This window comes from Streptomyces sp. 17_S59 (assembly GCF_056930295.1).
This window is the reverse complement of record NZ_JBXOWD010000001.1, coordinates 7,198,496-7,218,862: the sequence shown is the minus strand read 5'-3', so window position 1 is coordinate 7,218,862 and position 20,367 is coordinate 7,198,496. Positions and strand designations below refer to the sequence as shown.

The following is a 20,367-nucleotide window of genomic DNA, read 5'->3' as shown; positions in this document are numbered from 1 at the left end:
TCACCGCCACGCCCCGCATCCTGGCCTCGCCGCGGCCGCAGAAGGGCAAGGACGGGCGCGAGCTGGAGATCGCCTCCATGGCCTCCGACCCGGCTGGCCCGTACGGCGAGTGGATCTACGAGCTGGGGCTGTCGGAGGCGATCACGCGCGAGATCCTCGCCGGATTCGAGATCGATGTGCTGGAGATCCGCGATCCCTCACCCGTCCTCGGGCTGTCCGAGGGGGCGCTGCGGGGCCGGCGCCTGGCCCTGCTGCAGACCGCGCTCCTGGAGCACGCAGCCCGGCACAACCTGAAGACGGTGATGACGTTCCACCAGCGGGTCGAGGAGGCGGCCGCGTTCGCGGAGAAGCTGCCCGTCACCGCCGCCGAGCTGTACGCCACGGAAACGTCCGACGAGGACCTGGCGGCCGCCGAGAAGCTGCCCGCATCGTCCATCGACGCCGGGTTCTACGAGCTGGGCAGCGGCCGTCACGTGCGGCCGGACCGCATCTGGGCGGCATGGCTGTGCGGCGACCACCTCGTCGCCGAGCGCCGCGAGACCATCCGGCAGTTCGCCAACGGCGTCGACGCCGGCGGCCGCGGCGTGCACCGCGCCTTCCTCGCCTCGGTGAGGGTCCTGGGCGAGGGCGTGGACATCGTCGGGACACGGGGCGTGGAGGCGATCTGCTTTGCCGACACCCGCGGCTCCCAGGTGGAGATCGTGCAGAACATCGGCCGGGCGCTGAGGCCGAACCCGGACGGCACCGCCAAGACGGCCAGGATCATCGTGCCGGTCTTCCTCCACTCCGACGAGAGCCCCAACGACATGGTCGCGTCGGCTTCGTTCGCCCCCCTTGTCGCGGTGCTCCAGGGCTTGCGCTCACACGACGAGCGCCTGGTCGAGCAGCTCGCCTCCCGGGCGCTGTCCCGCAGCAAGCAGGAACGGCGGGTGCATGTGAAGCGCGACGAGGAAGGCCGGATCGTCGGGGCCGGCGGCGAAGGCGAGGACCAGGAGCACGAGGACGGCACCGAGGCCGCGGTGGAGTCGGCACTGCTGCACTTCTCCAGCCCACGCGACGCGGCCACGATCGCTGCCTTCCTGCGCACGCGGGTCTACCGGCCGGAAAGCCTGGTGTGGCTGGAGGGCTACCAGGCCCTGCGCCGCTGGCGCCAGGAGAACGGCATCACCGGCCTGCACGCTGTCCCCTACGACACCGAGGTCGAACTCGGCGTCACCACAGCGTTCCCGCTGGGACACTGGGTCCACGAACAGCGCAAGGCACTGCGGGCGGGAGAACTGGAAGAGCACCGCAAGGAGCAGCTCGACGCCGAGGGGATGGTATGGGAGCCGGGCGAAGAAGCATGGGAGAAGAAACTCGCCGTGCTGCGATCGTACCAACGCGTCCACGGGCACCTCGCCCCGCGGCAGGACGCGGTCTGGGGCGGCGCGGAGGGCGAACTCGTGCCCATCGGGCAGCACATGGCCAACCTGCGCAGGAAGGGCGGCCTGGGCAAAGACCCGGAGCGCGCCGCCGTCCGCGCGCAGCAACTGGCGGCCATCGACCCCGACTGGGCGTGCCCGTGGCCGCTGGACTGGCAACGCCACTACCGCGTCCTCGCCAACCTCGCCGAAGACGAACCCGGCGGCACCCTGCCCGAGATCCAGCCGGGCGTCCTGTTCGAGGGCGACGATCTCGGACGATGGCTCGAACGGCAGGCGAACTCATGGGCGCAGCTGCTGGAAGAGCAGCAGCAGCGACTGTCAGCGCTGGGAGTGAAACCCGCCGAGCGGCCCGCTGCGGCCCTAACGGACAAGGGAAGCAGTAGGGGGAAAGCGTCCGCAGCCTTCCAGCGGGGCATGGCAGCCCTCGCGCAGTACATCACCCGCGAAGGCCACCACCGCATCCCCAGAAACCACACAGAGCAGATCGCGGTCGAGGACGAACCCGTCTCCGTGCGACTGGGGGTGTTTATGAGCAACACCAAATCGAGGCGCGACAAGCTCACCCAGGAGCAGCGGACCGCGCTGACGGAGCTGGGCATCGAATGGGCATGAAGGACGGAGCCGCCGAAACAGAGCCGGGCGATCGGTGGGACACAACGCAGGGCCGTACCAGCCAGCGGCCTTTGAAGAACTCAGGCGCGGAGCGGCTGAAGCGGCCACCGGGCCGACGGATCTGCGCCACGATGAAGCCGTGGATGACATCGCTTGCCGCCCTGCCCAGCCCCATGAGTTAGCCGCTGTCGCCGAGCTTCGATGGCGGTGGGTGCAAGAGCTCTACGGAACGCCCGGTACCACACTGGACGAGTTCACGCCCCGATTCGTGGCATGGGCCCGGAAGGCCGAGTCCTCGCACCGGTGCATGGTGATGGTCCGCGACGATGCTGTCATCGGCATGGCCTGGCTGGCCATCACGCAGCGCGTGCCGCATCCGCGCGCAACCGAGCGGACGTCCGGCGACGTGCAGTGCATGTACATCGTGCCGGATGAACGAGGCCGAGGCCTGGGCGGCGAGCTGATCGAAGCGGTCCTGGCACTGGCGAGTGATCTCGGCCTTGAGCGGGTGACCGTTTACTCCAGCGACCGGGCGGTCCCGGTGTACTCCCGGCATGGCTTCGAAGTCTCTGCGCGCCTGCTCCAGGCCGAAGTCGGGCACGGCCACGCGGGGTGACACCGGGCACGGCCGGCCGCCAGCAGCTGAACCGACTCCCTCCTGCGGAAAATGATCACCGTGCGCGGGGGGCGGGCCACGCGCAGCACCCGCTATACGTGCAGACCACACTGCCGACGGCTGCTCCATGGCCGCTGGCCGTACCCACAGAATGCCCCGCTTGCAGACACACAGGGTTCGCAAGCGGCAGGGACAAACTCGGGGACTACTTGAGGTCTGGTTCCTTCCCCGGCACTTCGGCTGCCGGTTGTGTGGTCTCACCCTCACGCTGGGAGAACTGGAGCTCGCCGACATCAGGGGTCGGGTGCTCAACGACTCCGAGGAATCCGACGAGCTCGACCCTGACTGGGAACCGGATTTCGAGACGTCCTAGGCGGTCATGCAGCAGTTTCTATCTCTACGTACGAGGAGGCTCAGGCGGGAGCTCTGCCCGGGGTGGTCTCCAGCTCACGGTCGGCGGCGTCCTTCCTGACCCGCGCCGTCAGCCTGTCGCCGGTGCTCCCCCAGGGGCTCTAGCCTGCGTCAACCGGCGCTGTCTCGAGAATGCAGGAACTGGCAGGCAGGGGCGGGCGGTGTGGGAGAACTGACACTACGGGCTGCGGGGTGCTGGCCCTGCCGGCTGGCCGCTTGGAGAGGCGGACGTGGGACAGATCGAAGAGGGACTGGAGCGTGCGTTGCGCACGCGGCCCGTTCCCTCAAGCACCAGGGCCCGCCTGCGTTTTTTGCTGGCGGCGCACCAAGGCCCCCCCCCCGGAGGGTAGCCGCCGTGCTGGGGGTGTCGCAGCGCACTGTGCAGCGGTGGGTGACGAAGAAGCCCGGAGCACGTCGTCCGCCGGGTCCGATGCAGGCCCGGACGATCGAGGAAGAGGTCCTGGCTCGGTGGCAGCCCCGGATACGGGCCCGTCGGCGTGCTCAGGCCGAGGCGGAAGGCTTCGTCTTCCATACCCGGGCGCGATTCGGGTTCGCCGCGCCAGCAGGGTCCTCGGACGATCCGCGAGTGCGGCGGATCACCCAGTACCTGCCGGGAGAGGTAGCCCGGGAGCTGTTCGCCGCCCGGGATGCCGCCGCGGGCGAGCAGCAGCAAACGGTGATCCTGGCCCGCGCGCTGGGACACGTCTACTTTCGCGCATGGGGCCGCCGCGCCCACGGTCTGCACATCGCCTTCAGCAACGTCGAGTTCGCCGACTTCTCGATCGGATGAGCCTGCCCCTTCGAGCGAACGCGTCAGGGTGTTCAGCGTCGCGAGGGCCTGGCACGCCTGGCCGGCATCGCTTCGTGCCTCTCAGCTTCCTGCCGCTCGCGCCAGTCCCACTCCACACGGCCAACCGGGCCTTGGCGGCGGGTCGCGGGCGGCTGAGGCGGGCGCAGCCTGGCCGTCTCCGCCACGCGCAGCAGGTGCCCACGGTCACCTGGCGCGGCGAGCAGCTCCTGGTCCTCGCCGGATACGAGCCGGGTGAAGCAGGCCGCGGCCCGCAGGAAGACGCCCGCCCAGGGCGGTACGGGGTAGGCGGCGCAGCCGTCGGTGTAGCGGGCACGGTCGTGCAGGGCGAGCGTGGCCGCGGCAGCGTCGTAGTCGTGGGGGCGGGCGGTGGCGAGTTGCTGGAGGGAGGCGCCAGTGAGCAGCGCGGCGGCGACGGCTGCGGCCAGGCGGGGATGTGCGGTCGCCGCGTGCAGCCGGTGGGCGACCTTCTGGGCGGTGTGCGCGGCGAGAGGACCGGGTGGTGGGCGGTGCCGCCAGATGATCGGGGGCGGCGTGCACGGGGCGGAGCAGGGGCGGGGGCTGTCGTAGGAGACGAGGCGGTCCAGTGCGGGCAGGGTGAGCCACCGGTCAGCCGACCCGGCGGGCTCGTCTGCAGGCGGGGGTTCGGCGACAGGCGTGCCGTAGTAGTGGCGGCGGGCTGCCTCGAAGCCGGCACCGCCGTGGATGCACATCATCGCGCGGGCAGCGACGGTGTCGGCGATGTTCTCGCGGGCGGTGAGCAGGGCGCGGGTGGTGACCACGGAGGCGTCGGGCAGGTCGACGTACTGGTAGGTGGCCGCAGTCACGAGGCGTCTCCGTCTTCGTCGGTGGTGGAGGGTATGGCCCGTCCGGCCGGGCCGTCGGGGACTGCAGGGGCGGAGTCACGGCCTGGCGGGAGCGGGGCGGGGCGGGCCGGCGTGGTCAGCGCGGCCAGAGAGGGCGGGGTGCGCCAGTCGGCTGGTGGCGCAGCGTGCGGGATGACGTCCGGCAGCGCGAGCTGCGACAGGCTGGTGCCGGCACTCCGGGCGAGTTCGTCCCCGGCCTGCGCGGCGGTGAGGGCTCCCAGCCGCTGGGCCGGCCCGGCCGTGGTGGCCGGGGCGAAGCGCTGTCGGCGCAGCGTCTCGGCGGCTTTCACCTCCGCTCGCAGACGTCGGGCACGCTCCGCCCGGGCTGTGCGCAGGGCCCCGAGTTGTTCGGGGGTGGCTTCGTCCGCGAGGTGCGCGGGCCCGAGATACCTGCCGCTTGCGTCACAGACATCGATCTCGTGATCGTGGTGCGGCATGTAGCGCACGGTGACGGTACGGCCAGCCTGGCCGGTCATCCACGGGGCGATGTAGGTGCGCCCGCGCCACCGCACGCCGTGGCTGGTCAGCTTCCGCGGGCGGCCGTCGTCCTCGAGGGTGAAGGTCCACAGGTCGGCGGCGGGGATGTCGGTGACAGGGGTCGGGTCGGCCTGCCATGCCTCAAGCGGCGTACGGCCGGACAGCGCCTTGGGACGGTGCTCGGTGTTCCACCAGTGTGTCCAGGCCAGCACCTCCGCTGTGAAGTCCTGAAACGACATGGCACCGGACGTGTCCGGCCTGCGGCCCGCGCCCTTGCTTCGCCGGCCGGAGCGGAGCTTCGTGGGCGTGAGGGTGTAGCCGGGCAGGGCCGCGAACAGCATCCGGTCGACGGCTCGGTTGAGGTTTTCCACCGTTCCTTTGGGATGGGGGCTGTAGGCGGGCAGGTCCTTCACCGTCACGCCCATCGTTCCGAACGCCGTAGTGACGGCGGTGGACAGGAAGTCCTTGCCCCGGTCCACCCGCACCTGCTCCGGTGTCCCTCCCGCGGGGCCGTAGGGCTCCTCACGCAGAACAGCGGCACGCAGCGCGGCCAGCACGGAGGCGCGGGAAGGGACGCCAGGAGTGACCGCGGTGCCGGTGATGACTTTGGTGGCGGTGTCGATGAACCAGGTCACCCACGGGCGCACCAGGTCGCCGTCGGCATCGACCAGCAGCGGTGCCTGGACGTGATCGGCCTGCCAGACGTGATTGCGCCAGGAGGCCGCCCGCTTACCGAAGACGTCGTGCGCGCGTGCCGCGTCCGGTCCCGCGGCGAGACCGGCCCGCTCCGCCGCGGTGAGATCACGACGCACCGCACGCAGGAACGTCGACAGCGACGGAGGCGGGTCCAGCAACGGCACCGCGGCCGGCAGGGCGCCCGCGGGAGAAGCCGCGGATTCGGCCGTGGTCGTCGGCTGACCGTCACTGCCGTGTGGGCCGGTCTCGGCCCGGGCCACCAACCGGCGGTGGACCGCGGAAGCGTTGCCGTGCCAGTACGCCAGCAGCACCCGGATCTCCCTGGTGATCTCGAACCGGTCACCGCTGCGTTCCCCGGGGCGCAGCGCGGCCTGAGGCGACCGGGAGGCCTCAGCCAGCCACCGCCACACCGTCCGCTCCGACACGCCCAGGCACTCCCCGGCCAGGCGCACATGCTCCCGCGACAGCCGCCGCTCGGCGCGCAGCGCCAGCAGACGACGCACCGCCGGCGCCCGCAACGCCGTCAACGACTCCTCCCCCAGAACACCGGCCGGATCCTCCGGCGGCTCCATCGGCTGCCCGTCCACGCCATGCCCCTTCGTTCTCGTCCGCTTCCATGAGCACGCCTTCGTTCACTTGGCCTGGAACCAGGTGAAGGCCCTGTACACGAGCCTTTCGAGCAGCCGGACCGTCACGGATAGGGGCCAAGACGCGCACATGCCTGCTCGATCAGCTCCCGGTCCACACGCCTTGCGGGGTCGCGCTCGCGCGCGGCGTAGACATGCGACGTGATCTTCGCCCACGTGCGGAAATTGCCGCGCGCTATCCGCTCGTCCACCCGCGCCAGGTCGTCGGGTTCCGCCTGCGCCCACACGGGATGCAACAGGCTCAGTGTCTGCGGCACCTGAGACGGCTCGAGCCGGCCGACCTGGTGCCAGGTCAGCACGCGCGAGCGCAGCGCCGAAGCGCGGGCCAGGGCCCGTTCGCTTCCCGCGCCGCACAGCACCAGCGCCGCCGCACAGCCCGGCGCGTCCCACAACTGCCGCAGGTAATCCAACAGCGGCGGCGTCAGCCGCTGGGCGTCATCGACAAACAGCACACCCGGCTCAGCCAATGCCCGCATCAGAGCCTGGCTGGCCGGCACAGCCCGGTGCGGCAGAGCACCCGACGGCAGCCCCAGCGCCCTCGCACAGCGAGGCCCGCAGCTGTGGCAGACCGGGCGCCACGCCGGCCACCGCCCGCCACGCCGGCACCCGGACAGGAAGGAGATGCAACGCCTGCTCGACCGCGACCGTCTTCCCCAGGCCCGTGTCCCCGTACACACAGCACATCCCGCGGGCCGCGACCGTATGACCCACCGCCCCCACGACAGCGGCCACCTGCCGTGTGGACACCAGGCGGGCCTCTGGCACGTACAACCGCACACCGCCGCCCCGCGCGCCCGCATCCACGGCACCACCCTCTGGGACAGGCGCGTCAGCGGGCGGCCCGTCGGCAACCAGCGGACCACCCGCCCCGTCCATGAGCCCCAAATCCGCCAGTGCCCGGTCATACCGGCTCGGCTCCAGCCCCACCCGGGCACCTGCCGGGCGCGCCACCTCAAGAACCCGGCCCGCCCCCAGATCCCGCTTGATCACGCGGTGCAGTGTCGGCAGCGAAGGCACACACTCCGCACCCCACCCTTCCACCGCCCCCTCTTCCTGGGCCCGGAGCATCCTGCGCCGCAACTCCGCGACGTTCCCGCCCGCCTGAGCCAGGACCTCCCACAACGCGTCACTCAGCGAAAACCCGTCCTGCCGCGGCCGCGCCTCGACAAGACCACGGCGTCCATCGGCCAGCCACCGCCACACCGTCCGCTCCGACACCCCCGCCAGCTCCGCCGCGATCCGCACATGCAGCGCAGTCAGCGTCCCCTCCCCGTCCACCGCGAGAAGCCGCCGCACCACCACGCCCCGCGCCAACGACACACCACCCGCCGGCACAACAACAGCCGACCCCGCCCCGCCCTCGGCCCCACCCGCCGTCCCGTGAACCGTCATAGAGCCCAGCCCACCCGAACCGGCCAGCCCCTCACACAGGAACAGCGAAAGCCATGACAGCCAGCAACCAACCTGCCAGCCACCCCACAACAGCCGCTTGGTCACCCCATGACAGCAACCACAGCCCCGTCCTGCACCCACTACCAGGACAGCTACCCTGCGATTCCGGTGACACCCACCCACTGCCACCCCACCACCCACTCACACTGGCGTGAGGATGCGACTCCTGGCCAGCGGTTCGCTTCGTGGGTTCGCCCTCCAGGCCAGTGACGGGTCAGGCGGCCACGGAGTTCAACTCGTCCCGTGGTGCAGGGAAGGCCAGCGCCTCCTCGTAGCGACGGCCCGTCCGGAGGCAGTGGTAGAGCTGTCCGATCATGCGGTTGAAGAGGTTGCGCTGGGCGGCGGCGTGCCAGTCGCCCCAGACCCAGGCTGCCCAGCCGCCCCCGCCTCAGGCACCCCGCTACGACGTCGGCAAAACCGTCCGCCGCGAGAAGACCCTCATGCGGTTCGACGGGCCGGGCTCTGCGCGCAGACTGCCACACGGTCCCGGAGCCCGCGCGCCCGGCACCTGTATGGGTCACTCCGGCACGCTCACTCCAGCACCGCGCCCGCGAGGTCGAGGCCCAGGTCGTGGCCGTGGTGGACGGGGAGGCCGACGTCGGTGAACCAGTCGTCGGTGGCCTCCGGGTGCGGCCCCACGACCCCGACGCGGCCCGCGCCGAAGGGGGCGACGAGTGCGGCGACCGTGCCGTTCGTATAGGTGGCCAGGACCGTCGAGTGCGCGCCCGGGTCGAGGAGGAACTGCGGACCGTCCTGGAAGAACAGGGTGCGGCGCAGGCCGCGCCAGTCCACGTCGACCAGTGTGTTGCTCTCGTCCTGGACGGTGGCGCCCGGTGAGCCGATGTACTGGTCGGTGTCGCCGGGCAGCAGGCCGAACCCCGGGGTGGCCCCGGCCAGATAGCCGCCGAGGCAGAAGCCCAGATAGCGGCCGCCGCCGTGGACGTAGCCGCGGATGGCCTCGCGCTGCCGTCTGAGGTGCCGGTACGCGTGGGACAGCGTGCCGCCGCCCGGCTGGGCGTACACCCACGCCTGGGCCAGCGATTCGGCCGACAGCGGTACGGCCTCGTGCGGGCCGGTGTAGCGGATGTCCAGGTCCCACGGCCCGGCGGCCAGCAGCCGGGCCACCGCTTCCGGGCAGCCGGGCAGGGTGGCCGGTCCGCGGTAGACGAGCGCCAGCGGGCGCTCGCCGGCGGCCCGGACGGGGACGTCGACGGGGGCGCTCCTGCTGCCGAACGCCCGGCGGAGGGAATCGAGGATGCCGTTGAGTGCCATGAGTGCTGCCTCACCGCCCGTGTCCGGTCGGCGTTCACCGGTGGCGGGGTCCGGGCGCGTGCTCGCGGCCGACGTCCCGGTGGGCCACGCCCTGGGCCGGGATGCCGCGCCAGCTCGTGCCCGGCGTGAGGTGCTCGCCCTTCATGAGCAGCGACAGCGCGTCGAGCCAGACGCCCTCGCCGACCACGCCGTCGTAGAGCACGATCGCCCGGGTGCCGATGCTGGTGCCCGCCTGGAGGGTGACCGTCGACATCTTCATGACACGGTCTTCGAACAGGTGTGTCTGCAACGATACGCCCGTGCCCACCGCGGCGTCATCGCCGATGTCCACCAGGTCGAACTCGGTGAGGTAGGTGGTGCTGATCCAGGTGCGTCTGCCGATACGGGCGCCGAACCAGCGCAGCACCGGCGGCAGGAACGGGGTCCCGGTCAGGGCGGCCACCCCGGCCGGTACGGCGGCCGCCTCGAAGAGGCCGGTGACGAACTCCGTACGCCGCACGAAGAGGCTCCACAGCGGCTCGACCCGCGGCCGGTAGACCCCGGCGACCAGGCGCTTGACCACCGCGCAGTAGGCGATCACACCGAGGCCCACGCTCATCAGCAGGACCGGCGCCACGAGTACGGGGAGCAGGAGGCCCGGCAGACGGACCAGGCCGGCGAGCGCCAGCACGTACAGGAACAGGCTCGTGCCCAGCACCGACGCGGGCATGGTGGCGCGGAAGAACTCGATGCCCAGCCGCTGGAGGACCGCCTTGCGGGTCGGCGTGAACGTCAGCTCTTCGGGGAAGGCGCCGCTGCTCTGGCGCACCGGCAGGTGGATCGCGGGCGACCCCAGCCACGAGGTGCCCGCCGGCACCTCCTCCCGCGGCGGCACCGTGCCCACGCCGACGAGGGAGCCCGGCCCCGTCCGGGTGCCGGCCGGTACGCACGCGGCGTTGCCGACGAACGCCCGCCGGCCCACCTCGGTGGGCCCGAACGAGACGCGTCCGGCCGCGAAGGAAGCGGCACCGATGCTGGCCATGTCCGCGACGAAGCTGCCGTCGCCGAGGGTGAGCAGGCCCGGGTCGAGGTGCGCGGCGGTGGAGACCTCCGCGCCCCGCCCGATCCGCGCGCCGAGGACCCGCAGCCACGGCACGGTGTAGAGCGTGGCGTAGAGGGAATTGGTGAACGCCAGGCTGAACTCCAGGAGCTTGTCCGCCAGCCACTTGCGCACGCCCAGCGAGGACCGCAGCGGCCGGACACCGGCCGGCGGGGTGGGCAGGACCAGGCGTTTGCCGACGGCGACCGCGCAGCACACGGTCAGCACGTACACCGGGCCGGACAGCAGCGAGACGAGGAGTGCCGCCCAGGAGCCCCGGACGAGCAGGGACCACCACACCAGCACCAAGCTCGGCACGATCATGGCGAGCACGCCGGCCTCCAGGGCCGCGAGGCCGAGCAGCGCGGCGGCGAGGTGCCGCGGCCGCCACCGGCCGGCGTCGCCGTCGGCGCGCAGCATGGCCTCCACGTCGGGGGAGAGCGCGTCCGTCGGGCCCGGCGGCGACCCGGCCCAGCGGGCCCCGGGGGGAATCGCCTCTCCCTGGCCGATCACCGACTGCTCGCCGAGCCCCGACCCGGCCCCCATGCGGGCGCCGGGTTCGAGGACCGCGTTGGCGCCCACGTAGCACCGCGGGCCGATCTCGATCGGGGCGACCGTCACCCAGCCGTCCGCCACGCGCCACGGGTGCAGGGTGGCGCCGTAGCCGATCGCGGAATCACCGCCGACCCGCAGCAGCGTGGGCAGCGACAGGGCGTTCGTCGCGATCGTGGTGCGGGGTCCGACGCGCGCGCCGAGCAGGCGCAGGTACGCGGCCATCATGGGCGAACCGCTCAGCACCGGCAACGGACTGAGGCTCAGCAGCAGGCCCAGCGACCACAGCCGGAGGTAGGTCCTGCCCCACAGCCGGTAGCGGCCCGGCCGGATGCCCGCCGCCAGCGGGCGCGCGAGCGCGGCCGGGACGACCCAGCGCAGGAAGAGGTAGCTGATCAGCACGGCAGCCGCGGCGCGCAGCGAGGTCCGCAGCGAGAGCTGACCGCCGCCGTGGTCGAGCACCCAGACCAGCGGCAGCGTGAAGGAGAGCAGCACCAGATAGAGCGCCCCCGCCTGGACGGCCCCCGCGGCCGCGATCCGGCCGCCGCTGTGGCGGATCGGCGCCGGGCGGGGCGGACCGGCCGGCGGAGTGGTGGCGGCCGGTGCGTCCAGCACGGCGGCGAGGCCGCGCACAGTGGGGTGGGCGTAGAGGTCGCGCAGAGCGGGGGTGCCGATGCCCCGGTCACGCAGCAGTGACACGACGCGGGCCGCGAGGAGGGAGTGGCCGCCGAGGTCGGTGAAGAAGTCCTCCTCCGCCGACAGCGACGCGGAGCCGACGCCGAACGCCTCCGCCCAGGCGTCCCGCACCTTCTCCTCCACCTCGCCCCGGGGCGGCACCACTTCGCCGCCGCCCAGCAGGCGGCGGCCGGTCGGCGGGGGCAGCTTGCGCCGGTCCACCTTGCCACTCGGCATGGCGGGCAGCTCGGTGAGGATGTCCAGGAAGGACGGGACCATGTAGGCGGGCAGCCTGCGTCGCGCGTGCTCGTGCAGCCGGGCGAGGAGGGTCTCGTCCGTTTCGGTGCCTTCCGCCGACCGCACCACGTAGGCGGACAGTTCGGCCGCGCCGCCCTCCACGTCGGGCGCGGGCATCAAGGTGGTGGCCGCCTCGGCCACACCGGGCTCCTCCAGCAGCACGTTGTCGATCTCACCGAGATCGACCCGGTGCCCGCGGACCTTCACCTCGGCGTCGGCCCGGCCCAGATACTCGAACTGCCCGTCCGGGGTCCTGCGTCCGAGGTCGCCCGTGCGGTAGAGCCTGCCGCCCGGCGGTGCCAGCGGATGCTCGATGAACCGGTCGGCGGTCAGCTCCGGCCGCCCGATGTAGCCACGGGCGACGCCGGGGCCGCCGACGCAGATCTCCCCGACCGCGCCGTCGGGCACGGGCCGGCGCTCCTCGTCGAGCAGCACCACCGAACAGGTCGGCAGCGGCCTGCCGATGGTCACGGGCCGACCCGGCAGCAGTTCCCCGACGGTGGCGGTGACCGTGGCCTCGGTCGGGCCGTAGGTGTTGAGGATGCGGCGCCCGGGCCTGCTCCACCGCTCGACGAGCCGGGCCGGGCACGCCTCTCCGCCGACCATGATGGCGCGCAGGAGCGGGAGGTCCCGGGGGATCGTCGCCAGCAGCGTCGGCACGCAGTACAGCACCGTGATCCCGCGCTCCTCCAGCCAGTCGGCCAGCTCGGCGCCGAACTGCGCCGAGCCGGCCGGGCCCGCGACGAGCGTGGCGCCGACCGCCCACGTCGGCCAGATCTCCTCGATGGAGAAGTCGAAGGAGATCGTCATGCCCTGGTGGACCCGGTCCTCGGGCCGCACGTCGTACAGCTCGGGCACGTAGCGGAGGAAGTTGCAGATGCTCGACTGGGCGATCCGCACGCCCTTGGGCCTGCCGCTCGAACCCGAGGTGTACATGATGTACGCCAGCGGATCGTCCTCCTCCCGGCCGGGCGGCAAGCGGGTGCGGGGCGCCGCCGCGAGCTCCGGCCCGCGCGTGCCGAGGTCGAGGACGCGGCGGGCGATCCCTTCGGCCGCCCGCGCGGCGCCGGAGGCGGTCAGCACCAGGTTGACGTCGGCGTCCTCGGTGATGAAGCCGACCCGGGCCGGTGGCGCCGCCGGGTCGACGGGCAGGAACGTCGCCCCGGCCTTGCCCACCCCCAGCAAGGACACGTACGTCTCCACCGACCGCGGCACCAGGATCGCGACCCGTGACCCCGGGCCGATGCCCAGGCCGCGGAGGTGATGGGCGAGCTGATTGGCGCGGGCGTCGAGTTCGCCGTAGGTCAGCCTGTGCTGCTCGCACTCCAGCGCGGTGGCCGACGGCGAGCGGTCACAGGCGGCCTCGAACACGCGGTGCAGCCGTGCGGCGCCCGTGGCCGGCCTGTACGTGGCCATGTCTCCATGGCATCGTCGATCACAAGTGATCGCATCCCTGGGCCGGGAGCGGCGGCCCCAGGCCGCTCACTTGAGCAGGCCGGCGAGTCGGGCGAACAGCTCGCCCGCCGCGGCGTCGGCACCGGGGGAGAAGGGGTAGAGATTCAAGAAGCCGTGGATCAGCCCCTCGTAGTTCCGCGCGAACACCTCCACCCCGGCGTCGCGCAGCGCTTCCGCGTAGGCCAGACCCTCGTCGCGCAGCGGGTCGTACTGCGCGGTGGCGACGACCGCGGGCGCGAGCCCCGCGAGGCTCTCGGCGCGCAGCGGGGAGACCTGGGCGCAGCTCCGTACGGCCGGGTCGTCGCCCGCGTGGTCGGGGGCGCCGTCCTGATGTCAGCGATGCTCACCCCGCCGCCCGCGTGGACCTTCGGCACGGTGGGCGCGGCCGCGGCCCTGCTCAACGTGGCGCCGGGACCTCGCTCGATCGCCCGCTGGGCGGCCGTCGGATACCGGCACCTGCGGGAGAAGACCACGCCCGGCGTCGCGTTCGCGCGTCCGGGAGCGGCCAGGACCTGGGCCCTGTACCCGGACCATGGCACCATGCAGGACCCGCTGCGGCGGGCGGCGTTTCACGATGCGTTCTCCCACGCCTTGAACTTCGCCGGCGGCCAGGCCCGCACCGCCGGTATCCAGGTCCACGTCAGCTACCACGCCACGGTCGGCGACTACACCGACCACTCGCAGACGGTGTCCGTGTACATCCCTAAGGGGCTGGTCGGACAGCCCGCTCGCATCCTCGACACCCTCGAGGGCGAGTTCGCGGCCCTGGGCGCCCTCGCGCCCCTGACACCCGAGCCGATCCCCGCGGTGACCGACCGCGGCGCCAGCTGGGCGGCCCTGGACGACGGCCGCTACGCCTCCACCGCGCGGATCACCGGCTGGCCCGAGGAGAGCGGCGGCGACCTTATGCCCCGGCTGCTGCTGGGCCAGGAGTCTGACCGGTCCCTGGCGGTGCTGTACCGGCCGCTGCCAGTGGGCCAGTCCCGGCGGTCGGCGAAATGGCAGCGCGCCGCAGCCCAGGCATTCACCACCGACAAGGTCAAGCAGGACGCTCACGAGATCGCCTCCAGCGCCGCGCGTGGCGCGCTCGTCCAGGGCGCGACGCTCGTGGACATCGACGCCTACCTGACGGTGTGGGGCGACAGCCCCGAGACCGTCACGGACGCCCGCTGGCAGGCCGAGCTCGCGGCCGACCAGCACTGCATCCACCTCGACTGGCTCGCGGGCCAGCAGCACCGCGCCCACGCGATGACCACTCCCCACGGAGCTTCCACCAGGAAGGGGGCGATCCTGTGATCCGTCTGCCCTCCACCCATGCCGCGATCACGGCGCCGCTCGTCGCCTCCACCACCAGGTTCCCCGGCATCCCGATCGGGCGGTCCCTGCTGGACGGCCGCCCCTTCCGCCTCTCCCCCGTTCTCGCCGAAGCCGCCATCCTGCCCTCCACGAACAGCCTCGGCCTGGGCGGCCTGGGATCCGGTAAATCCACGACCGCCAAGGTCCGCATCCGGCGGGAGATCCTCGAGCACGCCCACCAGGCCGTCGTCATCGACAGCTTCGGCGAGGACAACGCCGGCGGCGAATGGGCACCGCTCGTACGCGAACTGGGTGGGCGGGTCATCCAGGCCGGCAGCTTTACCCTCAACCCCTGCAGCGACTTGTTCCCGCCCGAGGTCCGTGAGCAACTCGTCCGCTCACTGATCGCCGCAGTGGAGCCCAACGCGCTCAGCCCCCAGGCCACCCACGCCCTCCAGCACGCCCTGAACCACCCGAAGGCCACCTCGCTGGACGGCCTGGTGGACGCACTGGTGCGCCCCGAGGACGGCCGATGGCCGGCGGCGAAACTGACCGGGTGGGGTGAGGGCGCCGCGATCGCGCTGTCCCGCTACACCGAGGGCAGCCTGCGCGGCCTATTCGACGGCCAGAACGCGGCCCTGCCCGAGACGGACCTGCCGATCCTGAGCTTCGACTTCTCCGGGCTCGACCGCAACAGCCCCGCCATCCCCGCCTTGATGGCCGCCGTGTCGTGCTGGGCAGAGCACCTGTGGCTGCGGCAGTCCACCGCCGTGCACCGCCACCTGGTGCTCGAGGAGGCATGGCAGATCCTCCTCTCCCCCGCCACAGCCGAGCTGATCCAGCGCCTGCTGAAGAACTCCCGCAAGGCGGCGTTGTCCCTGGACGTGCTGATGCACACACTCTCCGACCTGGGCGACGGCCGGGCACAGGACCTGGCGCGGCTGTGCGAGGTCGCCCACATCGGACGCCTCGGACCGGAAGAAGCAGCCATCGTCGGCGCGCTGCTCAGCCTGCCGGCCTGGGCGGTGGAGAAGATCCCGACGCTGGACCCCGGACAGGCCGTGTGGAAGGTCGGCCCCGACTATGTCGACATCGTCCAGACCGTACTGAACGAGGATGAAGCACGGCTCACCGACACCTCCGCACGACGCCGCCAGGCCCAACAGGCCATAGGCGCCGTGGCCGACGCGGAAGCCGACGCCGAACAGGCCGCCGAGACCGAGATGGACGTCGACGCCGACAGGGACCATGGCGACGAGGGCGACGCCCTGGCGGAGGCGGCAGTGTCCATCGAGCAGGACACCAGCGAAGAGGATGGTGACTGGGAATGGGAGATGCCGCCGAACGTCATCGACACCCGGCACCAGGACGTCCTCCAGGCCGCGAGGCAAGGCCGGTGCAGCGAGGCCGCTCAGATGGCGGCTATCGGCGAGCGCGAGGACATCAACACGTACGGGATCAACTCGGATCAGGCCATTTCCTGGCTCGCGATCCAAGCCCAGGTAGCGGAGCTGTGCGGCAACCCCGACCAAGCAGCCGGGCTCCGCGCTACTGTCGCCCGCATGGGCAAAGACGTGGAATGGTGGCAGCAGCCCGGAACCGGCGATACAGCGGGAATGGCATGGCACAGCACACCCCAGCCGCCCGCACCCACCACCCTGCCCAGCCCGACGTCGGACGGCAAAGGACACACACAACCGCGTCGGCGCACCTGGCCCTACATCGCCACGATCGCGGCCCTGGGCATCGCCGGGGCGTGCGTCTGACAGAACGCTCAAGACGAACAGCAAACCCAACAGCGTCAGGCGAAAGCCGCCGCGTACAAGCGCAGGTCCGGCGCAGCACTCCACATCGACGGCGTCAAAGCAGACGTCGTGGCCCACTGGAACAGCAACCGGGACCACGTCGTAGTGGAGCTGCGCAGCTACTTCGACCGGAACGCCAAGTTTCTGCGCATCGATGCCACATCAGGCGAGAGCGCGCAGAGCACGCGGGGGAACGACAAGTGGTTCCCCCGAGCACCTGAGGTCTCGGTGCCGGTCAAGGACCCGCTTGCCGACGTGACAGTGCGTGCAACGGTTGGCGGAACAAACTGGCACGAGGACGCTAAGCCGCCCACCCGGATGGTTCGCCTGTCGCCGACAGGGCTCGCCTACGACGCCGAAACCGGCAAGAGCCTTCCCTCCGACCTTTAATGCCACGCAGGAAGCGGCCCCTGTCGCCGGACTCGGTTCCGGCGACAGGGGCCACTTCCTGCGCTTCTCCACTTTCTGAGCGATGCCTGCGGAAGTGCCTACCGGCTGGGCCTGCCTCTCAACACAGCAGCAACACACCAAGCCAGCCACCACCTCCCAGCGTCAAGACGTCGAGCAATTCATGGCTTCGGGCAGCACGGGCCCCTGCCGAGAGTCTGGCAGGGGCCCGTGCTGCAGAGAGCCGAGGAGGGCCGGGGCCTGTCCCTGGATGAGCAGCATCCTGGCCGACACGGCTACCGTCTGCTGGTGGCCTGACGGCCCGGCGTCACTTCAGGTGCCGGGTGAAGAACTGGGCCGCGGCGTCCCCCGCGAACTGCGGGACGCCGGTGTGCCCGCCCATATTGGCGTGCAGCGTCTTCTCCTTGGAGCCGAAGGCGTCGAACAGTTCCAGGGCCGCCTGCCGGTCGTTCCCTTCGTCGTCCCACTGCAGCAGGACGTGCACAGGAATGGTGACCTGGCGGGCCTCCTCGAACATGGCCCGGGGGACGAAACTCCCGGCGAACAGAACAGCAGCCGAGATGCGCGGCTCGACCACCGCCAGCCGGGTCCCGATGGAGATCACTCCCCCCGAGTACCCGACCGGGCCGCCGATCCCGGGCAGCGACAGGAGAGCGTCCAGGGCGGCCTGCCATTCCGGGACCGCCTTGTCGACCAGCGGGAGGATGAGGGCATCGATGATCTCGTCGCTGACCCGCTCACCGGCCTCCACAGCCCGGCGCAGGTCGGCGCGGGCCTGCTCGGCGGCGGGCCAACGGGGCCGGTCGCCGCTTCCGGGAAGCTCAATGGTGGCCGTGGCGAAGCCGTCCACCGCGGAGCGCCGGGCCCGGGCCACCAGCCGGGGGTACGTCTTGCGCAGCCCGAGAGGAGGGGGGCTGAGCAGGATCAGCGGCACCGGTGCGGATGCGGATCCGGGCGTCCACAGGATGCCGGGGATCTCGCCGAGGGTGAATTCGCGCTCGAGGACGCCGTCGTCAAGACGCTGTTCAGAAGTGAAGTGCATGGTCGTGCCTTTCGGGAGAGCTCATGAACGGCGCTCCCGGACGACCTATCGCCCAACCGTGACCCCGGAGGGGAGCACCCATGTCGATACTGCGTTCACGGATACCACCTCCTCGCTCTCTTGCACGGCCTCCGGAAACGTAGCAGTGGCCGCCGTGGTTCCGCCAACGGGTTTTCGCGGAGGCTCCGTGGCCGAACACCACGGCGCCGAAAGTCACGCCTGCCACTGGCCGGGAAGCGCACGTCCGCCACCGCTTCGAGCACCGAAAAACCGGCAATCAACCGCTGACGGACGCTCTACTGCGCAGACAGCCGCCCATGACCAGCGTGAGCACCCTGAGCACCGGTCACACCAGCCCTTTGACCTGCGACTTCAAGTCGGCGCAGGCCCACCGTGCGGTCCGCTCGGTGGACGATGCCCTGCACCGTCACCACAGCCAGGCGGCGGAGTGCCGCACACCCGTACTTCCCGCCGGTGGGCAGGCCATCACCGGAGCTTTACCGGAGCACCCGTCAGACGGACCGGGCGTCCACCGCCGCCCACGACTGTGCCGCACGGGCCCGCGCCCATGCGGCACAGCGGCTTTCCCACGGCTTCCTCAAGGCCTTGAGAAAACCTTGAGAACGCCCTTCGCGGCCGTTCATGGCCGAAAACACTCTCCTCAAGACCTTCACACAGGCCATTGAATGCCCGTGGCCAACACTGATCACTCATCAGCGCATCAGTGCACTCTTCACGCTTGGGAGACACCCCATGAGACGACTCCGCACCGCGGGTCTGGCACTTCTCGGCGCGACGCTCGCCACCTCCGTCACGGCGAGCCCGGCCCAGGCGTCACCGGGCGAGACCCGCACGGTGTGCGCCGACTCGATGACCCCGGACGGCTGGGTCGACGTGAACTGGGGCACCAGCGCCTCGTGCCGCGTGATGGGCGGCTCGAACATCAAGATGATCAAGCAACTCGACGGCCTTCCCGTCGGCACCCAGGTCAACGCCTGCGCCAGCGCGCTCCCGCCCAAGGGCTGGACCAAGATCCAGACCTACTACAGCGGCGGCTGCGTGGTCTTCGTCAACTCCTCCTTCACGCCGAACGCCTGGCTGCTGCAGAAAACCTCCTGACCGGAGAGCGGCGAGGGTGCGGCGACCCAGCCAAGCAGCCGTCACCGACAAGCTCACCCGCTCCTGGGCGAGAGATGCTGCGCATCATCCGCCCAGGAGGCCGCATCGTTATCTGCGACCCGGACACCGCGACCCAGGCTCTCAACATCGAGGACCATCGCCTGGCCGCCAGGATTCTGGGCCTGCGCCAGACGGCCAGCATCCGGCACGGCACCTTCGCCCCCGTGTCCCCGGGCTCCTCACCGCACGCGGTCTGTGATCGTTCATGGGCCGGCAGCACATGGATCTTGAGGCGTACGTCGAGCGTTCGCAGAGCGGTCCGTGCTTCATCTGCGCCTTTCTCCGCGGGCACCCGGACTACCCTCACGAGACCGTGTTCGAGGACGAAGACCACATCGCGTTCCTGGACCGGTGGCCCACGTTGCCCGGGAAGATCCTCGTCGCCCCGAGGCGGCACGTCGAGCATGTCGTCCGCGACCTGGACGAGACTGCCTATACCTGGCTCATGCTGTTCGTCCGTGGGGCCGCTGTTGCTGCCGAGGCTGTCCTGGGCCCTGAGCGGACGTACCTGTACTCGCTCGGGAGCCAGCAGGGGAACGCCCACCTTCACTGGCACATCGCGGGCTGCCGCCCGGTGTCCCTTACCAGGAGCAGCAGTTCCACGCCCTGATGAGCGAGAACCGCGTCCTGTCCCCGTCCCCGGCAAAGGCAGCCGGCATGGCGGAGCGCATCCGCACCGCGATGGTCGCCATTCGCGACGGCGCGCCCCGGGAGTCAGTGCATCAGTCCGTGCGCCGCGAGGTGTAGCTGGGCCTCACTGGCCGGCCAAGGGCACGCCGAGGTGGCGTAGCCGGGCGATGAAATCGTCCGTGCCGTTGAAAAAGGTGCGCTTGGATGACCAGGGATCGCGCGGCCTGGACGAAGGTCGGCTCGTCGTCGAAGTAGGCCAGGGCGGTTGGTGGGATGCCCAAACTCCGCCTTCCACCGCCACACCTCGGTACGGGTGACCGTGGCCCGGCCGGAGTCGGCGACGAGGGCACGGGCGAGGTCGTCCTCCGTCCACCCCGCACGCAGACGCAACATACGAATCAGCGGCCCAGCCGTTCACCGGTCAACGGAGGTTCTGGCATCACCGGATCCCTCCGAGGAGAAGCCGCTGGAGCAGCACGCCGAGGCGGTGGTGCTCGCCGCGTGCACTCTGGCTGATGCGGCGGCTCCGGACGGGTGGAACCCGGGTGCGGTGGAGGACGTGGCCACAGCCCTGGAGGTCCCGGCCGGGGCCCCGGCCCAGCGCGCCCCGGAGAGCGCGGGGATCCTCGCCCTCATCCCCCTCGCTATTGCCGCGCTCCGCGAGCGCAC

At 71.4% G+C, this 20,367-nt stretch carries 16 protein-coding genes and 1 pseudogene; 8 read left to right on the top strand and 9 right to left on the bottom strand.

Going from position 1 to position 20,367, the window contains the following annotated elements:
• From AC1Z4A_RS32425 to tpg, 3 genes are all read left to right on the top strand, one after another.
• On the top strand, window positions 1-2,036 hold a 2,036-nt coding region (locus tag AC1Z4A_RS32425; protein ID WP_483683456.1), incomplete at its 5' end, for a helicase associated domain-containing protein.
• Between the two features lie 139 nt (window positions 2,037-2,175).
• A complete protein-coding gene (locus tag AC1Z4A_RS32420; protein ID WP_483675715.1) occupies window positions 2,176-2,652 on the top strand; it encodes a GNAT family N-acetyltransferase in 477 nt (158 codons plus the stop codon).
• A gap of 574 nt (window positions 2,653-3,226) precedes the next feature.
• Window positions 3,227-3,853, top strand: coding sequence for a telomere-protecting terminal protein Tpg (gene tpg, locus AC1Z4A_RS32415; RefSeq protein WP_483675716.1), 627 nt, complete (start codon window positions 3,227-3,229; stop codon window positions 3,851-3,853).
• A 32-nt stretch (window positions 3,854-3,885) separates the two neighbouring features.
• Here the strand turns inward: tpg and AC1Z4A_RS32410 are convergent, their stop codons facing one another.
• The 8 genes and pseudogenes from AC1Z4A_RS32410 to AC1Z4A_RS32375 form a co-directional block, all read right to left on the bottom strand.
• Window positions 3,886-4,698: a hypothetical protein gene (locus tag AC1Z4A_RS32410; protein ID WP_483675717.1), complete on the bottom strand. Its 813-nt coding sequence runs from the start codon at window positions 4,696-4,698 to the stop codon at window positions 3,886-3,888.
• A complete protein-coding gene (locus tag AC1Z4A_RS32405; protein WP_483683457.1) occupies window positions 4,695-6,413 on the bottom strand; it encodes a transposase in 1,719 nt (572 codons plus the stop codon). Before AC1Z4A_RS32405 ends, AC1Z4A_RS32410 begins: the two co-directional genes overlap by 4 nt.
• Before the next feature lie 188 nt (window positions 6,414-6,601).
• Complete coding sequence (locus AC1Z4A_RS32400; protein ID WP_483675718.1) at window positions 6,602-7,009, bottom strand: TniB family NTP-binding protein; 408 nt, start codon at window positions 7,007-7,009, stop codon at window positions 6,602-6,604.
• A 7-nt stretch (window positions 7,010-7,016) separates the two neighbouring features.
• Window positions 7,017-8,054: a transposase family protein gene (locus AC1Z4A_RS32395; protein ID WP_483675719.1), complete on the bottom strand. Its 1,038-nt coding sequence runs from the start codon at window positions 8,052-8,054 to the stop codon at window positions 7,017-7,019.
• Between the two features lie 169 nt (window positions 8,055-8,223).
• Window positions 8,224-8,367 (bottom strand): annotated as a pseudogene (locus tag AC1Z4A_RS32390) (IS110 family transposase); the annotation flags it as partial.
• A 173-nt stretch (window positions 8,368-8,540) separates the two neighbouring features.
• Window positions 8,541-9,281: a BPL-N domain-containing protein gene (locus AC1Z4A_RS32385; protein WP_483675720.1), complete on the bottom strand. Its 741-nt coding sequence runs from the start codon at window positions 9,279-9,281 to the stop codon at window positions 8,541-8,543.
• 34 nt (window positions 9,282-9,315) lie between these two features.
• Window positions 9,316-13,299, bottom strand: a complete 3,984-nt coding sequence (locus tag AC1Z4A_RS32380; protein ID WP_483683455.1) for a Pls/PosA family non-ribosomal peptide synthetase — start codon at window positions 13,297-13,299, stop codon at window positions 9,316-9,318.
• Window positions 13,300-13,365: 66 nt separating this feature from the next.
• Complete coding sequence (locus AC1Z4A_RS32375; RefSeq protein WP_483683792.1) at window positions 13,366-13,602, bottom strand: alpha/beta hydrolase fold domain-containing protein; 237 nt, start codon at window positions 13,600-13,602, stop codon at window positions 13,366-13,368.
• Window positions 13,603-14,630: 1,028 nt separating this feature from the next.
• Between AC1Z4A_RS32375 and AC1Z4A_RS32370 the strand changes: the two genes are divergently transcribed.
• Complete coding sequence (locus AC1Z4A_RS32370) at window positions 14,631-16,400, top strand: hypothetical protein (RefSeq protein ID WP_483683454.1); 1,770 nt, start codon at window positions 14,631-14,633, stop codon at window positions 16,398-16,400.
• Window positions 16,401-16,508: 108 nt separating this feature from the next.
• On the top strand, window positions 16,509-16,829 hold the full coding sequence (locus AC1Z4A_RS32365) for a hypothetical protein (protein WP_483683453.1): 321 nt from the start codon (window positions 16,509-16,511) through the stop codon (window positions 16,827-16,829).
• Window positions 16,830-17,154: 325 nt separating this feature from the next.
• On the opposite strand, the gene AC1Z4A_RS32360 is transcribed toward AC1Z4A_RS32365, so the two are convergent.
• Window positions 17,155-17,889 (bottom strand): dienelactone hydrolase family protein, encoded by a 735-nt coding sequence (locus tag AC1Z4A_RS32360; protein WP_483683452.1) that lies wholly within the window; start codon window positions 17,887-17,889, stop codon window positions 17,155-17,157.
• A gap of 753 nt (window positions 17,890-18,642) precedes the next feature.
• On the opposite strand from AC1Z4A_RS32360, the gene AC1Z4A_RS32355 reads away from it, so the two are divergent.
• From AC1Z4A_RS32355 to AC1Z4A_RS32345, 3 genes are all read left to right on the top strand, one after another.
• Window positions 18,643-19,008, top strand: a complete 366-nt coding sequence (locus AC1Z4A_RS32355) for a hypothetical protein (RefSeq protein WP_483683451.1) — start codon at window positions 18,643-18,645, stop codon at window positions 19,006-19,008.
• Between the two features lie 373 nt (window positions 19,009-19,381).
• Window positions 19,382-19,678, top strand: a complete 297-nt coding sequence (locus AC1Z4A_RS32350) for an HIT family protein (protein ID WP_483683450.1) — start codon at window positions 19,382-19,384, stop codon at window positions 19,676-19,678.
• Window positions 19,678-19,815 (top strand): hypothetical protein, encoded by a 138-nt coding sequence (locus AC1Z4A_RS32345; RefSeq protein WP_483683449.1) that lies wholly within the window; start codon window positions 19,678-19,680, stop codon window positions 19,813-19,815. Before AC1Z4A_RS32350 ends, AC1Z4A_RS32345 begins: the two co-directional genes overlap by 1 nt.
• Window positions 19,816-20,367 lie beyond the last annotated feature (552 nt).